Origin of the sequence: Dictyoglomus sp. (assembly GCF_049968615.1) — a bacterium.
GTDB lineage: Bacteria > Dictyoglomota > Dictyoglomia > Dictyoglomales > Dictyoglomaceae > Dictyoglomus > Dictyoglomus turgidum.
Map to the genome: position 1 here is coordinate 52606 of NZ_JBMFQK010000007.1, position 16403 is coordinate 69008.

General features: G+C 34.3%; 16 protein-coding genes and 1 tRNA gene. 14 read left to right on the forward strand and 3 right to left on the reverse strand.

Features of this window, described 5'->3' with window-relative positions:
* The first annotated feature begins 73 nt into the window (after nt 1-73).
* Genes fusA through proB form a run of 3 tightly spaced genes read left to right on the forward strand, consistent with a single transcriptional unit; the run spans nt 74 to nt 3478 of the window.
* Complete coding sequence (gene fusA / locus ACP5QL_RS06330; protein WP_428126175.1) at nt 74-2161, forward strand: elongation factor G; 2088 nt, start codon at nt 74-76, stop codon at nt 2159-2161.
* The gene (locus ACP5QL_RS06335) at nt 2158-2370 is read left to right on the forward strand and encodes a DUF951 domain-containing protein (protein WP_012583198.1); all 213 of its coding nucleotides are present in this window, start codon (nt 2158-2160) and stop codon (nt 2368-2370) included. The genes fusA and ACP5QL_RS06335 overlap by 4 nt, the downstream gene beginning before the upstream one ends.
* Entirely contained in the window at nt 2363-3478 is a 1116-nt protein-coding gene (proB, locus tag ACP5QL_RS06340) for a glutamate 5-kinase (RefSeq protein ID WP_012583199.1), read from the forward strand. Before ACP5QL_RS06335 ends, proB begins: the two co-directional genes overlap by 8 nt.
* Nucleotides 3479-3503: 25 nt before the next feature.
* Here proB and ACP5QL_RS06345 read toward each other — a convergent pair.
* A tRNA-Ala gene (locus ACP5QL_RS06345) sits at nt 3504-3578 on the reverse strand.
* Nucleotides 3579-3721: 143 nt separating this feature from the next.
* Here ACP5QL_RS06345 and ACP5QL_RS06350 point away from each other — a divergent pair.
* The 11 genes from ACP5QL_RS06350 (at nt 3722) to ACP5QL_RS06400 (ending at nt 14285) form a co-directional block, all read left to right on the forward strand.
* Nucleotides 3722-4429, forward strand: a complete 708-nt coding sequence (locus ACP5QL_RS06350; protein ID WP_012583200.1) for an ABC transporter ATP-binding protein — start codon at nt 3722-3724, stop codon at nt 4427-4429.
* Entirely contained in the window at nt 4422-5762 is a 1341-nt protein-coding gene (locus ACP5QL_RS06355; protein ID WP_012583201.1) for a TolC family protein, read from the forward strand. Before ACP5QL_RS06350 ends, ACP5QL_RS06355 begins: the two co-directional genes overlap by 8 nt.
* Nucleotide 5763: 1 nt before the next feature.
* Complete coding sequence (locus ACP5QL_RS06360) at nt 5764-6792, forward strand: TolC family protein (protein WP_424662384.1); 1029 nt, start codon at nt 5764-5766, stop codon at nt 6790-6792.
* 15 nt (nt 6793-6807) lie between these two features.
* Nucleotides 6808-8106, forward strand: coding sequence for an efflux RND transporter periplasmic adaptor subunit (locus tag ACP5QL_RS06365; protein WP_273334321.1), 1299 nt, complete (start codon nt 6808-6810; stop codon nt 8104-8106).
* A 9-nt stretch (nt 8107-8115) separates the two neighbouring features.
* The gene (locus ACP5QL_RS06370; protein ID WP_012583204.1) at nt 8116-9333 is read left to right on the forward strand and encodes an ABC transporter permease; all 1218 of its coding nucleotides are present in this window, start codon (nt 8116-8118) and stop codon (nt 9331-9333) included.
* A 12-nt stretch (nt 9334-9345) separates the two neighbouring features.
* The gene (locus tag ACP5QL_RS06375) at nt 9346-9924 is read left to right on the forward strand and encodes a hypothetical protein (RefSeq protein ID WP_012583205.1); all 579 of its coding nucleotides are present in this window, start codon (nt 9346-9348) and stop codon (nt 9922-9924) included.
* 37 nt (nt 9925-9961) lie between these two features.
* Entirely contained in the window at nt 9962-11452 is a 1491-nt protein-coding gene (glpK, locus tag ACP5QL_RS06380) for a glycerol kinase GlpK (RefSeq protein WP_428126199.1), read from the forward strand.
* A 71-nt stretch (nt 11453-11523) separates the two neighbouring features.
* Nucleotides 11524-12165, forward strand: a complete 642-nt coding sequence (locus ACP5QL_RS06385; protein ID WP_273334317.1) for a Spy/CpxP family protein refolding chaperone — start codon at nt 11524-11526, stop codon at nt 12163-12165.
* 23 nt (nt 12166-12188) lie between these two features.
* Complete coding sequence (locus ACP5QL_RS06390) at nt 12189-12860, forward strand: RNA polymerase sigma factor (protein WP_012583208.1); 672 nt, start codon at nt 12189-12191, stop codon at nt 12858-12860.
* Entirely contained in the window at nt 12850-13290 is a 441-nt protein-coding gene (locus ACP5QL_RS06395; protein WP_012583209.1) for an anti-sigma factor family protein, read from the forward strand. The genes ACP5QL_RS06390 and ACP5QL_RS06395 overlap by 11 nt, the downstream gene beginning before the upstream one ends.
* Before the next feature lie 2 nt (nt 13291-13292).
* Nucleotides 13293-14285 carry a sigma-E factor regulatory protein RseB domain-containing protein gene (locus ACP5QL_RS06400; RefSeq protein ID WP_273334314.1) on the forward strand — a complete coding sequence of 331 codons (993 nt, stop codon included), beginning with the start codon at nt 13293-13295 and terminating at the stop codon, nt 14283-14285.
* On the opposite strand, the gene ACP5QL_RS06405 is transcribed toward ACP5QL_RS06400, so the two are convergent.
* A complete protein-coding gene (locus tag ACP5QL_RS06405) occupies nt 14238-14909 on the reverse strand; it encodes an endonuclease III domain-containing protein (protein WP_012583211.1) in 672 nt (223 codons plus the stop codon). The genes ACP5QL_RS06400 and ACP5QL_RS06405 overlap by 48 nt on opposite strands.
* Entirely contained in the window at nt 14906-16402 is a 1497-nt protein-coding gene (gene purH / locus ACP5QL_RS06410) for a bifunctional phosphoribosylaminoimidazolecarboxamide formyltransferase/IMP cyclohydrolase (RefSeq protein ID WP_273334311.1), read from the reverse strand. Before purH ends, ACP5QL_RS06405 begins: the two co-directional genes overlap by 4 nt.
* Nucleotide 16403 lies beyond the last annotated feature (1 nt).

Consider the following 16403-nt stretch of genomic DNA (forward strand, 5'->3'; position numbering starts at 1 on the left):
TCTTCGGGTTTTTTATAATATAATTTTAAAAGCGATTAAAAAATATAAAAGGTAAGGGGGTTTTGAAAGAGAAATGAAATATGAAACTGAAAACTTAAGAAATGTAGGACTTTTTGGGCACGGGGGTGCTGGAAAGACAAGTTTAGGGGAAGCAATTCTTTATACTGCAAAGGTAATTGATAGAATGGGAAAGGTGGAAAATGGAAATACGGTATCGGATTTTGAGCCTGAGGAGATAAAAAGAGGTATATCTCTAAGTCTATCTATCTTACCCTTAGAGTGGAAGGGAAAAAAGATAAACTTAGTAGATACCCCGGGATATGCAGATTTTATTGGAGAAATTATAAGCGCACTAAGGGCTGTAGATAGTATGCTTATTGTCATAGATGCAATTTCAGGAATACAAGTGCAAACAGAAAAAGTATGGAGTATGGGAGAGGAGGAAAAACTCCCTGTAGCTTTTGTTGTGAACAAACTTGATAGAGAAAATTCAAACTTCTTTGAGATGGTAAAATCTATACAAGAGAGATTTGGGAGTAAAGCTATTCCCATATACCTTCCTGTAGGTAAGGAGAGTAGTTTTAATGGTGTTATTGATTTATTAGAAGGTAAGGCATATATTTATAAAGATGAGAAAGGAGAACCTGAAGTAACGGAAGTTCCTGTTGATTTAAGATCTGATTATGAGAAGTATAGGCAACAGCTTATTGAAACTATTATTGAGTTTGATGAGGAACTTTTACAAAAGTACTTGGAGGGAGAAGAGATATCTGGGGATCTAATTGCTAAGACCCTTAAAGAAGCTTTTAAGAATAGAGAAATCTTTCCTATCTTTCCCGTATCATCTTTTAAAAATGTTGGGGTTTCAAAACTTCTTGATAGTGTAGTATCCTTCTTCCCAAGCCCTAAGGATCGCCCTGCCATACCTGTAGAAGATACCAAGACAGGGGAAAAGAGGGCCATGTCCATCGGGGAGAAAAATGGTCTTTTAGCTTTTGTATTTAAGACCTCTGCTGATCCTTTCGTGGGTAAGATAAGTTATGTTAGAGTTATTTCTGGTGTTTTAAGACCAGATTCTAACTTATTTAATGTGAATAAAGGAGTTCAAGAAAAGATAGGAGGGCTCTTTTATCAGAGGGGAAAGAACCAAGAGCCTGCTACAGAGATAGGTCCAGGTGATATTGGAGTTATTACTAAATTAAAGGAAACTTCTACAAATGAAACCTTAGGAGATAGAGATAATTCAGTGAAAGTTATTCCGGTAGAGTTTCCTGAGCCAGTTTTTGCAGTTGCTGTGGTTCCTAAGACAAGGGCAGACGAAGATAGAATGAGCACTGCAATTGCAAGAATTCTTGAAGAGGACCCTACTTTGAGAGTGCAAAGAAACATTGAGACTAATGAAACCTTAATCTATGGATTGGGAGATTCTCATCTTGAAGTGGTAGTTGAAAGAATGCAGAGAAAGTTTGGAGTTAATGTTACTCTTGGTACCCCTCAAGTAGCATATAGAGAAACCATAAGAGCTACAGCTAAAGCAGAAGGTAAGGTTAAGAAACAGACAGGCGGAAGAGGACAGTATGGTCATGTATGGCTTGAGCTTGAACCTTTACCAAGAGGTGCAGGATTTGAATTTGTAGATAAAATTGTGGGAGGTGTAGTACCAAAGAACTATATACCAGCGGTAGAAAAGGGTGTAAGAGAGACTATGGAGAAAGGAATTCTTGCTGGGTATCCTATTGTAGATGTTAAGGTGACACTCTTTGATGGATCTTATCACGAAGTGGATTCTTCTGATATGGCATTTAAGATTGCAGCCTCAAAGGCGTTTAAAAAGGGTTTCTTGGAAGCAAAGCCTGTTCTTCTTGAACCTATAATGAGTGTGGAGATTACTGCTCCTGACGAATATACTGGGGATATAATTAGTGATTTAAATGGTAGAAGAGGAAAGGTGACTTCTATAGAAGCTTTAGGAAAATTACAGGTAATAAAAGCTCTTGTTCCTCTTGCTGAAATGTTGAGATACTCTTCAGTTTTAAAGTCTATAACCCAAGGCAGAGGGTCTTATTCTATGAAATTTTCTCATTATGAAGAAGTACCTGCTAAGATACAAGAAGAAATAATTGCTAAAGCTAAACCAAGAGCTGAAGAGGAAGAGGAATGATAGACAAAATTCAGGTAGGAGACATTTTGGAGCTTCCTAAAAAGCATCCCTGTGGAGGAAACAGGTGGATAGTACTTTTCTCAGGAGTTGATATAAAGCTTAAATGTGAAAAATGTGGGCGTATTGTGATGCTTCCAAGAATAGAGGTGAGGAGAAAGGCAAAAAAGGTTGGAGAGGTAAACTTAGAGGAGCTTTTAAAGTATGAATAATTGGAAAAGAATTGTAGTAAAAGTAGGTACTTCAAGTATTACCGATGGAAGAGGAAGCCCTTCTGGGGAGAAAATTTTGTCCTTAGTTAAGGAGTGTGTAAAGCTTATAAGGGCAGATAAAGAATTAGTTCTTGTGTCCTCGGGTGCTATAGCTTCGGGAAGAGAGATTATACAAAAGCTCTCTAAAAGGAAAGATCTTCCTGCAAAGCAGGCTCTTTCTGCAGTAGGACAAGTAAGATTGATGCAGTATTACTCTCAGCTTTTTTCTATCTTTAAGCAACCTATTGCTCAAATCCTTCTTACTGCAGAAGATCTTAGAGATAGAAAGAGGTATATAAACATTTCTCAAACCTTTGAGACATTGTTAGAAGAAAAAATTATCCCTATCGTAAATGAAAATGATACCGTAGCTGTCGAGGAAATAAAAATAGGTGACAACGATACTCTTTCTGCAAAGGTAGCTTGTGCTATTAATGCTGATCTTCTTGTAATTTTATCTGATGTTGAGGGTTTATATTCAGAAGACCCAAATATTTCATCAAATGCATTACTGATAACTGACGTATATGAAATTGACGAGAGTATAGAGAAAATAGCTGGTCCAGGGAAAGGTACAGGAGGAATGTTTACTAAAGTACAGGCTGCTAAAATAGTAACCGAAGCTGGCATTCCTATGATTCTTGCCAGAGCTGATGTGGAAAATATCCTTGAAAGAATTGTTTTAAAGAAAGAAAAAGTTGGAACCTTCTTTTATCCATCAGAAAAACATTTAAACAAAAGAAAGCATTGGATGCTTTTTATGGCAAAGCCTGAAGGCAGAATTTACATAGATGACGGAGCAAAGGATGCGCTCCTAAAAAGGGGAAAAAGTCTTCTTCCTGTGGGAATTAAAAAGGTAGAGGGAGAATTCACAAGGGGAGATACGGTAAGTATTTTTGATCTTAGAGGGGAGGAAATTGCCCGAGGAATAACAAATTATGATAGTTTGGAATTAGATAAGATAAAGGGTAAGAATACCGAGGAAATAAGAAACATTTTAGGGGAAGATTTTTACGAGGAAGTAATTCACAGAAATAATTTAGTATTAACCAATAGAGGGGACCTTTAATGTCCCCTCTATTTATTTCCAATTTTGGTGGAGGCGATGGGATTTGAACCCACGACCTCTTGCATGCGAAGCAAGCGCTCTCCCGCTGAGCTACGCCCCCACTTAATCTCCATTTATCAAATGCCTATTAAGTTTATAAGTGATAAAAATATTTTTGTCAAATACTTTTAAAAGGAAATAAAATTATTGAAAAAAGCGTCTCATTAAAGAGAAATCTTCATAAGAAAGGGTGTGAGAAGGAAAATGGAAGATGTTTTTGTTTTGGATAACGTGGTTAAAATTTATAAGATGGACAGTGTAGAGACTATAGCCTTAAATGGTGTTTCTTTAAGAGTTGAAAAGGGAGAATTTATAGCCATAATGGGACCATCTGGATCAGGTAAATCTACTATGATGCATCTTATGGGATGTCTTGATAGGCCTACATCGGGGAAAATCTATTTTGAGGGAAAAGATGTCTCAACACTTTCTGATGATGAACTTGCAGAGATAAGAAATAAAAAAATAGGCTTTGTATTTCAAAGTTTTTATCTTCTTCCCCGTTATGATGCTCTTCAGAATGTGGAACTACCCCTTATATATAGGGGTGTTCCTCCTAAGGAGCGAAGAGAAAAAGCAAAGTTAATACTTGAGAAAATAGGGCTTGGAGACCGATTACATCATAGGCCAACTCAGCTTTCAGGAGGTCAACAGCAGAGAGTAGCTATTGCAAGAGCTTTAATTGTGGATCCTGTTGTTCTTCTTGCTGATGAGCCTACTGGAAATTTAGATTCTAAATCCAGCCATGAGATAATGGAGCTTATTAGCAGATTACATAAAGAAGAAAATCTGACTATAGTGCTTGTTACTCACGAGGCTGATATTGCAAGTTATGCTGAGAAAATTATTAGGATGCAAGATGGTAAGATAGTGGATATTGAGGATAGGAAAAGGGAGATAAGCCATGTATAAGAAAACCGTATTTTATCTTCTGCTAATTCTTATTTTTATTGTGACTCTTAGCTTTTCTGAGGACTATTTAACTCTTGAAAGCCTTAAACCTTTGTTAATAAAATCTCCTCTTTATAAAATTTACCAGGTGCAATATAATAACGCTTTACAAGAATATAATCTTGCCTATTCTAACTTAAAACCTCAACTCTCTTTACAGTTTTCTTATAATCAAGGTGAGACGAGTGTGACCTTAAATAATGTCACCTCTATGAGCGAGACAAAATCAGGGAATCTATCTCTTAGTTTTTCCCAAGTTCTTTTCCTAAAGGGACAGGCAGGTATAAGTATAAAATTAGCTGAGCTAAATTTGGAACAAGAGAAGAATAATTTTAAAACTAACTGTCAAAATCTATACTACCAATTTATACAAAGCTTTTACAATTTATATCTTGCCCAAGAACAGTTAAAAATTTACGAAGAAAGTTATAATCTTAGCAAAAAGCAAGAAGAGGTAGCGGAAAAGCAATTTAAAGACGGTGTAATAAATGAAATTACTCTTTTAGACTATAAGCAGAAAGCAAAGCTTGCAGAGATAAATTACAATTCTGCAAAAAATAACTTGGAGTTAAGTTATAAATCTCTTGAAAATTTGTTGGGAACCACTCTCCCCAGAGTACCTGTAAAACTTGATGTAAATTATGAACCCATTACGTATTCTGCTGATGAATTAATATCAAGGCTGTATTCAAATAATTTAACTATTAAAAATTCAACCCTTGATCTTGAGAAGGCGAAAGTAAATTTGGAGAAGGCAAATCTCCCGTCTTGGAATATTGGTATAAGTGGAAGTTATAGTTCGGGGAATATTACTTATGCTTTGTCCTTTGATACTCAAAATTATGCTCTTAATGCTTCGGTAAGTCCAAGCTGGAGTACTTCTCAAAAAAGTACTGAAAATATATGGAACTTTAAAATATCCTTCAGCACTCCTATTTTAGATGGTGGAAGTAAAAACATTACTAAATCTCAAGCTCAAATCTCTTTAGATCAAGCCCAAATAAATTATGAAAAAACTAAAAAAGATGTGGAACTCAATTTTTGGAAAACCTATTATAATCTCTTGACAGCTCAAGAAACTATAGAGCAAAAGAAACTTCTTTTAGAACAAAAGAAGACCAATTTAGAGGCTCAGAAAATAAGATATAACCTTGGTTTGATTACAGATCTTGATCTTAAAAATTATGAGATTGACTATATGCAGGCTCAGTATGATCTTAAAAATGCAATTTTAAATTTTAATCTTCAAAAAATTCAGTTAGATATTCTTTTAGGAAACTGGGAGGTAAATTAAGATGAGAAGGCTATTCATAATTTTTGTATCTTTTGTGCTATTACTCTCCATCTCTTTTTCTCAAGAAGCAAAAGTATTATCTCTTGAAGAGGCTATAGATATTGCGTTGAAGAACAATGGAGATCTTTTGGTAGCAAAAATCAACTTAGATAATGCTTTTGTTGATTATGAAAATAAGAAAAAGGATCCTACAACTTTAATATTGGCGTTAAAACAGGCAGAGTTAAACTTAAGTTTAGAAAAGGTTAGATATGAAAATACAAAATTACAAGTTATTCAAAATGTGAGAAATGCATATTTTAACGTCTTGGAGGCACAAACTCAGGTTAAATTATATGAAAAGCAATTGGCATATTATGAAGAGACCTTTAATGCTACAAAAGCCAAGTATCAAGTAGGGAATGCCACAGCAACTGATGTAAGTCAGGCTGAGTTAAACTATCTTTCTGCAGTAAATTCCTTAAAGACTGCACAAAATAATCTAACAATTTACTGGAGCCAGTTTTGGCAAACTCTTGGAATATCACCCATAGAAAAAGTGGTATTAAGAGAGCCAGAGATGAAGGTATATAATTTTAATCTTGATGATCTGTTTAATATAGCTAAGGAAAACCTATCTTCTTTAGTTCAAGCCAAGAATAATGTTGAACTTTACGAGCTTCAAGTTAAACTTTATGACAATGATTATACACCTAAAGCTACACTAATTTCTGCGATGAATTCTCTTGAAAGCGCAAAGAAGTCCTATGAACAGACTTTAAATAGTACAAAGATCACTATTGCTCAAAGGTTAGAACAATTAAACGCAAGTTTAAAGGATATAGAAGTTCAACAGAAAAATTTAGATCTTGCTAAGGAAAATTACAAAATAATCCAGCTTAAGCTTGACGCTGGCTTAGTGACTAAACTTGATCTGATGAATGCTGAAATAAATGTCATAAAAGCTGAAAATAATTATTATTCTTCCCTTCATAATTACTGGAAAAGTTTGGATAGCTTATCCTTAGCAGTAGGAAAGGCTCTTTATTAATTGGAGGTTGAAATTATGAAAAAGAGGCTGATTATTATATTCATAATAGTAATTCTAATAGGAATTGGGGTTTGGTGGGGGTTTGGAAGATCTAAGAATAATGAGAAAAATAGTTCTATTCTCAATACTTATACAGTAAGAAGAGGAGATTTGCTTGTTACGGTCTCGGGAAGCGGAACTTTGGAGGCTGAAAGAAGTCTTGATATTACAAGCAAGGTTTCAGGAACAGTTATATACGTAGTTGAAGAAGGCACAAGGGTTAAGGAAGGAGATATTTTAGTAAAAATTGATCCAACAGATTATCAAAATACCTATCAACAAGCTTTGATCACTTACAAGAACTACGAGAATTCTTATGAGCAAGCACGATTAAATTATGATACCCAAAAGAGGCAGCTTGAGAAAAATCTTAAAGATGCTCAAATAAGTAGGGATAATGCATACATAGAGTATCAGAATGCAAAAAATAATTTAGAAAGAACTGAAGAATTGTTTAAGAAAGGTTTTGCTTCTCAAAGCGATTTAGATACTGCGAGATTTAATTTTGAAAAAGCTAAAAACTCTATAACTCAGGCAGAGAATAACCTAAAATTAATAAAAGAAAATTATGATACTCAATTAAAAACTTTACAAAGGGATCTGGAGGCAAGCAAACTTTCTTTAGAAAAAGCGAAAATAGATCTTTCGAATGCTAAGAGAAATTTAGATAATACTATAATTAGAGCTCCTTTTTCAGGTATTGTGGCAAATGTAAATGTAGTTAAGGGCCAGAATATATCTTCAAATGTCACGTTGATGACCCTTCTTGATACTAAAAATGTGGAACTTTCTCTTGAAGTGGATGAGACCGATATAGGTAAGGTTTCTGTGGGGCTTCCTGTGAGAATATCCTTAGATGCTTTTCCTGATGAGGAATTTGAGGGTAAAGTTATTAGAATATCTCCTACAGCAACAATTTCCAATAACATCCCTATCTTTAAAGTGAGAGTTAGAGTTCCTAATAAAGATTTTAGGTTAAAAGTAGGAATGAGTGCCGATGGAGATATTATCCTTTTAGAAAGAAAGAATGTTCTTCTTGTTCCTCTTAAGGCAGTACAGAAAACCGAGAGGAGAAGTTATGTGGAGGTATTGAAACCTAATGGATCAAGGGAGTTGGTCAGAATAACCCTCGGAGAAGATGATGGGACAAATGTGGTGGTGGAAAGTGGACTGAAAGAAGGTGATGTAGTTATTGTTCCATCTTCAAGTACATCCTCTAATACTAGTAGGAATCAACAATTACAAATAAGGATTCCAGGAGTTCCTTTAAGGTAGGTGAAAGATATGTTCTTAGAAATAATAAAAATGGCTCTTCATAGTTTTTCTACAAATAAATTAAGAACATTTCTCACTACCTTAGGAATTATTATCGGAGTTGCCGCTGTGGTCACTCTTATGTCTTTGGGGGAAGGAACAAAAGCTACCATTGAGAAGCAATTTACTTCTTTGGGATCAAATTTATTAACAGTCTTTCCAAGATTCGGAAGAGGGATAGGTCTTGTAAGAGGTGCTCCAAGAAGCTCTATTACTAATGATGATTACGAGGCTTTGTCGAAAGAATTAGATCCAAATAAGGTTGTAGCTATAGTACCTTATAGTTCCAGAAATGTTCAGGTGAAATATAAGTCTGAAAATACAAATACCCAAGTAATTGGGACGTCTCCTGATTATTTAAAAGTGAGAGAAGTAAAGGTTGCTAATGGATCTTTTTTCTCTGAAGAGGAGTATAAAGCCAGCAAGAAGGTAGCGGTTTTAGGAGCATCGGTAGCAGAAACTTTATTTGGTAATGATGATCCTATTGGACAGAGCATAAAAATTGCAGGTGTTACTTTCAAAGTTGTAGGAGTACTTGAACCTCAGGGACAACTTGGAGGCTTTGCTAATCTTGATGATATGATATTTATTCCCTTAACCACTTTTCAAAGAAAGATCCAAGGTGGAAATTCTTTAAATAATATATACATTTCTGCCATAAGTCCCGATGTAATGAATGACTTGCAATCTCAAATAGAGGATATTTTGAGAAAGAGACATAAAATAACAGATCCTAATAATGATGATTTTATGGTGCAAAATCAGCTCACTATACTTTCGTCATTAAACCAGTCTATGCAGACATTAACTTTGTTTTTAGCAGGGATTGCTGCTATATCTCTCCTTGTGGGAGGAATTGGGATAATGAATATCATGCTTGTTAATGTAACGGAAAGAATAAAAGAGATAGGAATAAGGAAAGCAGTTGGAGCAAAAGCAAGGTACATATTATATCAATTTTTGACGGAGTCAGTTATTGTATCCGTTGCTGGGGGTATATTTGGAATATTAGTTGGAATTGTACTTTCTCAAGTTATAAAATCTCTATCAGGTCTTTCCGCTGTTGTAACTTTGTATCCTGTGGTATTGTCTTTTACAGTTTCTGCTCTTGTGGGAATATTCTTTGGATATTATCCAGCTTATAGGGCATCAAAACTGAATCCTATTGAAGCCTTAAGGTATGAATGAGGAGGTGGAAAGATGAGAAGGATAAAAGCGGTTTTAGGTCTTGTATTTATAATTCTTTTTTTTGTCTCTGTAGTTAATGCTCAAACAACTCAGACCCAAACTCCAAGAAGAGGTTTTATGTCTCAAGAGGTGCAATATTTGACAAGATTGATAAGAGACTTGAGAGAACTGGATAAGGATAAAAAAGTTGCCATAACAAAAGATCAGGCTAGGAAGCTTATTTCTATTCTTCAAGAGCTTGGGAAAATGAGTGAATTACCTAAAAAAGAGGCTGATAAATTTATTAGTCGCATTGAGGGGACACTTACAGATGCACAATTAACTTATCTTGATAAACTACAGATAGAGAGGCAAAAGAGAATAGAAGAAATGAGACAAAAAATGTCTCAGCAACAATCTTCCTCGCAACAGCCTCAATTTAACCCTCAGTTGAGAAATCAACAGAATTTTCAAATGAGTGAAAGAGAAAGACAAGAATTTCAAAAATTTATGGATGCTTGGAGTAAAGGAAAACCATTAAATCCTTTTTATCATTTATCTATTTATAAGAAACAACTTAACGATCTTATTGATTACTTAAAGAAAAAATAAGAAAATTAAAATGGAAAAATATTTGAGGGGGAGGTTGATGTTGATGTATATTCTTGCCTTGGATCAAGGTACTACAAGCTCAAGAGCTATTATTTTTGACCAATTGGGAAATGTTATAAGTGTGGCTCAAAAGGAATTTCCTCAAATTTTTCCAAAGTCTGGCTGGGTAGAACACAATCCATGGGATATATGGAATTCTCAAAGGGAAGTAATGATTGAGGCAATAGAAAAGGCAAAAATAAAACCTAAAGAAATTTCTACTATTGGAGTTACAAACCAAAGGGAAACTACTATTGTGTGGGACAAACATACAGGACAACCCATATATAATGCTATAGTCTGGCAATGTAGAAGAACTGCAGATTACTGTGAAGAATTAAAAAGAAATGGACTTTCAGAGGTTATTAAAGAAAAAACTGGACTTGTCATAGATGCGTATTTCTCAGGTCCTAAGATAAAGTGGATTCTTGATAATGTACCCGAGGCAAGAGAAAAGGCTGAAGAAGGAAGATTGCTTTTTGGTACTGTGGATACATGGCTTATATGGAACTTAACAGGAGGAAAAGTGCATGCTACAGACTATACTAATGCATCCAGGACTATGTTATTCAACATAAAAAATTTAGATTGGGATGATGAACTTTTGGAGATAATGAATATTCCAAGAAGCATGCTTCCTAAAACCTTCCCCTCCAGTTATTTTTATGGAGTCTGTAATATTTTTGATGGTGTGGAGATTCCCATAACAGGAATAGCGGGTGATCAGCAGGCAGCTTTGTTTGGACAGTGTGGCTTTGAAGAAGGAGTTGTGAAAAACACCTATGGAACGGGATGTTTTATCCTTCTTAATACGGGTGAAAATATTAAATATTCTTCAAAGGGATTAATAACTACTATTGCTTATGGAATTGGAGAAAAAGTTAACTATGCATTGGAGGGTAGTATTTTTATAGCAGGAGCGGTAATTCAGTGGCTGAGAGATAATCTTGGACTTATTAAGAGTTCTTCAGAAAGCGAAATCTTAGCTAAGATGGTTGAGGATAACGGTGGGGTATATTTTGTTCCAGCCTTTGTAGGGCTTGGAGCACCTTATTGGGACATGTTTGCAAGAGGTTTAATTATTGGACTTACCAGAGGGACAAAGAAGGAACATCTGGTGAGAGCTGCTTTAGAATCCATAGCATATCAAACTAATGATGTAGTAGAGCTTATGGAGCAAGAGACAGGTATTAAAATAAAAGAATTAAGAGTGGATGGAGGTGCTTCAGCAAATAATTTTCTCATGCAGTTTCAATCAGATATTTCTAATTTAAAAGTTATAAGACCTTATATTACTGAAACTACCTCTCTTGGAGCAGCTTTTCTCGCAGGTCTTGGAGTAGGGATATGGAAAGATCTTGATGAAATTAAGAGAATTTGGAAAGAAGAAAAGGTATTTACTCCTTGTATGCCTGAGGAAGAAAGAAGATATTATTTATCAAAATGGAAGGAAGCTGTGAATAGGTCTAGAGGTTGGGATAAGGAATGATATTTTTGGAATAAAAAATAGAAAAAGCACGTCAAATGCAATAAGAAGGTGTAAAAAGGGAGGTGGTAGACATGAAAAAGGTTGTAAAAATATTGGGGGTAGTTTTAGTACTGCTAACAATGATGTTGGCTTTTTCGTATGCTTCTTCATTTAGAAGTACGCCTATGGTGCAAAGAGAAAGGATAAGAGTGATTGAGAGAGATAGATTAATGCTCCAAAATAGTTTGCAGTTCTCTCAGGAATTTAGGAATCTGATAAGAGAGAGGGATAGGATCCAAGCTCAGATTCAACTTCTTTTAAGAAGTGGAAAGGTAAATTCTGATGAACTTCAGAAATATTTGACTCAGTTAGAAGATATAGAGAACAAGCTTTTTGCTGAATTTAAAAAGGATCTTATAAATAATCTTTCTAATGCTCTGAAGCTCAAGGAAGAGCAAAGACAAAAAGTAGCGGAAATATTAAACAAGTATATGGATGATATTAGAAATCTGAGGATAGAATTAAGGAATAAAAATTTAGAGATGAGGGCTTTAGGTATTAATGAACAAAGTAAGCAAAGAGAGATTAAAGATAAGATACAGAAGCTAAGAAATGAGATAAGGGAAAAAAGAACTGCTATGCTCAATGAGTTGAAGCAAGTACTTGACCAAAATCAATTTAGGATCCTTACAAGAATAATGTGGAGATATAATATAAAGATTAAAGTATTCTAAATTTTTGAAAAGAAGGGAAAAATATGGAAAAAAGTATAATTAATGTAATTAAAGGAAAGTACCCCCTTTCAACTCATACCTCCCAGCCGTCTCCCCTCGGCTGGGAGGAGAAAAATAAGCTTTCTGATCAGTCTTTGATATCTTTGATAAAAAATGGAGATAAAGAGGCCTTTAATATATTAGTAAAAAGGTACGAAAAGAAGGTCTTGAACATTCTTTATCTACAATTGGGGAATATTCCTGATTTAGAGGATCTTGCTCAAGAGGTTTTTATTAAAATTTTTAAGAATATCAAGGGATTTAGAGGAGAGGCAAAGTTTTCTACTTGGATCTATAGGATTACTATGAATGTGGCTTATGATTATAAAAGGAAAAATAAAGAAATGTATTCCTTAGATGAGCCAATGAAGGAGGATGAAGAAGACACCTTTGAAAAAGTTATTCCCAGCGAAGAAGAAGATCCTCTTTCGGTAGTAGAGAGAGAGGATATAAGAAGTAAATTACAAAAATTGATAAGAGAACTTCCTAAGGAATACCAAGAGGTTTTAATTTTGCGAGAGTATGAAGGACTATCTTACGAAGAGATCTCAAATATTCTTAAATGTCCTGTGGGCACTGTAGAATCTCGCCTTTTTAGAGCAAGAAGGGAGTTAAAAGAAAAGTTGTTAAGGGAAGTAGGGAGTTATGCGTTGTAAAGAGGTAAGAAGACTTCTTTCCGCATATATAGATGGGGAAGTATCTCCCGCAAAAAGGATGGAGATAGAAGAGCATCTTTCTTATTGCCTTGAGTGTAAGAAGGAGTTGTTAACTCTTGAAAAATTAATAAAAGAACTTCATGAAATTCCTGAGATAATACCCTCGGAAGATTTCTCTAAAAGGTTATGGACCAAAATAGCCCTTGGAGATGAAAGAAACACATCTTATATCAATTGGAGGAAAATTTTTATAGTTTTGGGTACTGCTGCCATATTTTTGGGTTTGATTTTTGTTATTCAAAGCTATTTTAATCAGTTTTTGAGCAAACAAAATAATACTTATGTATATTATGAATTACATGGAAAAATGATTAATTCTACTTTTACCCGTGAAAATAACTTAGTTGAATTGGTTATATTTAGAGAATAACAATGAATAAAATTCTCTCCACCACATTAGTTGTCTTATTTTTCATTCCTATATTTGCTATTGACCCTATGGAAATAATCAAAAACTATGGTTTAAATAGTGGCAAGATTTCCTATGAGGGAATAGAAGTGTCGATCTTGTTTGATAATCCTGATTTTCCAAAAACAAGTATGGCAAAGGTTATTGCTAACGGCAAATATATGGTCAGGAGAGATTTTCTTTCTCCTCCCTTTATGCTCGGAAGAATCAACATAGATGATGGAAAGTTTCAATATGATTTTGATCCTAAGAAGAATTTGGTTAAGATCTCTCCCTCAAGTACTATCTTTTTAAATAAAGACGAAATAAATAAGAGGTTAAATCTTATTAAAAAGAATTTCTCTACTAAATTAGAGAGAGAAGAGGTATACCTTGGAAGAAAGGTTTATGTTTTAACTATTAGTTCTGTATATACTAAAAAGGTTGTTTTAAGGCTTTGGATTGATAAAGATAAGTATATTCCTTTAAGAATTGACAAATATAATAGTGATGGAGTTTTGATTGGAAGAATAATGTTTGTTGAGATAGGCTTTAATCCTAAATTGCAAAATGATCTATTTGATTCGAATATCCTTAAGGATAAAAATGTGAAAATGGAGGAAACAAAATTAAGGGAAGAGAAATTAGAAAATGCAAGTGTGCCTTCGGAATTTCCCTTAGGATATTCCCTTATTAAGTATTATACCATATGGGAGAGAGATGATAAGTTTACTCATTACTTCAAGTATACTGACGGCTTAAATGATGCGTCTCTTTTTAAGGGATTAATGCCTTTTAAGCTTCCAGGAAAACCTACGGATATAGATAATTTTCATGTCTTTTATGATTCTAATGTTTTGTGGAAGTCTATTTCTTGGGTTGATGGAGATAATTTTTACTTGCTCATAGGCGATTTTCCAAAGGATTATTTAAGTAAAATAATTTCTACTTTTATAAAAGATCCTGTTGTTAAATAAATACCTCCTAAGGAAACAATGGTTTGGACATTTCTTGCAACTTCTCTTTCCGTGTTCTACAATTAAAGCATGATATTCTTGAAAGAGCTGATATATGGGAAATAGAGAATTGTGAAATATTTTTTGCCAATCCTCATAAGGTAGGTCAAAGCTACCTATTCCTAAGCATGAAAAAATCCTCTTTGTATAATTGTCTATCACAAAGACAGGCCTGTTGAAAACGTAAAGTAAAATTGAATCTACAGTTTCTTTTCCTAAACCTTTTATCTTAAGTAACTCTTCTCTTAATTCTCTGGTAGGATTTCTATTCATGGCTAAAAGATCTCCGTGGTATTCTTTTACAAAATAATTGATAAAATTCTTTAATCTTTGAGCCTTTATTTTATAGAAACCTACTGGTTTTATTAATACAGAGAGTTTTTCCTCGTTAAGGGAATAAAGTTTAAAAGGATCAAGCAAATTTTCCTCTTTGAGATTTCTTATAGCTTTTTCCACGTTTCTCCAGTTAGTAGCTTGAGTCAAAATTGCACCAATGATTACCTCAAAAGGTGTATCTGCAGGCCACCAGTATTGAGGTCCATATTTGTCAAAAAGTACTTTAAAAATGTCTTCAATTAGGTTCAATGTCTAAAGTGTCTTGAAGATATCATTACTAAGATGATTCCGTGTCTTTCAGCTGCTTCTATGACCTCGTTGTCCCTTATAGAACCTCCAGGTTGTATTATGGCTTTTATTCCGTATTTTGCTGCTATTTCTATAGAATCTGGGAAAGGAAAGAAGGCATCTGATGCAAGGTAGGCTCCTTTAGCTTTTTCTCCTGCTTGTTCTAAAGCAATTTTTACTGAATTTACTCTATTCATTTGTCCCGCTCCTATGCCTAAGGTTTGCTTCTCTTTACTTACTACGATAGCATTTGATTTAACATGTTTTACCACTTTTAGTGCAAATATTAATTCTTCTATATCCTTTTCTGTGGGCTTATGGGATGTCTTAACCTCATGGTTATCAAAGAGGATTCTGTTAAAGGTCTGGATTAAAAATCCCCTTCTAAGGGATCTTATCTCAAAGGGGTTTTCTAATATATCTTCTCTATATCTTAAGACCCTTAGATTTTTCTTTTGAGAAAAGATCTTTAAGGCTTCTTCTTTGTAAGAAGGCGCTACTATGACTTCAAAAAAGTGTTTTATAACTTCTTTTGCCAAATCCTCTCCCACTTCAAAATTACATGCTATGATTCCTCCATAGGCTGAAACAGGATCCCCTTCAAAGGCTTTAATAAAAGCCCTTAAAGTATCATTGTCAGAAGCAACACCACAAGGGTTATTATGTTTTATTATAGCTACAGTAGGTTCGTTAAATTCTTTTATTAGGTTCCAGGCAGAGTCAGTATCTAACAAATTATTGTATGAAAGCTCTTTTCCCTGGTATTGAATAAAAGGTGGGTCTTCATCATCTAACATGTAAAATCCTGCTTTTTGTTGGGGATTTTCCCCATACCTTAGGTCTAATTTTTTAGTGAGATAAAGGGCAATATTCTCTTCTAAATTTTGAGCAAGATAGCCTGATATAATATTGTCATAAATGCTGGTTAAAGAAAAGGCTCTTATAGCCATTTTTCTTCTAAATTCTATATCATCTCCACCCTTTTCTAAATAATCTATAACTTCCTCATAATATTTGGGGGATGGAACTACAAGTACATGAGGAAAATTTTTAGCTGCAGCTCTAAGAAGTGAAACTCCACCAATATCTATATTCTCAAGAGCTTCTTCTAAGGTTACATTTTCTTTTTTTATTACTTGCTGGAAAGGATATAGATTGCATACTACTATATTAATAACAGGTATACTTTCTTTCTCAAGATCCTCTATGTCCTTTGGATTATCTCTTCTTGCTAATATTCCTGCAAATATTTTGGGATGTAGGGTTTTAACTCTTCCTCCAATAAGTTCAGAGAAGCCTGTAATTTCTGAGGTTTCTTTTACTTCAAAGCCATATTCCCTAAGATATTTTGCAGTAGAGGATGTGGCAATAAGACCATATCCTAGATTTACTATTTTGTTACAAAGTTTTTCAAGGTCTGTCTTATCCCAAACGCTGATAAGAGCGTACTTCATT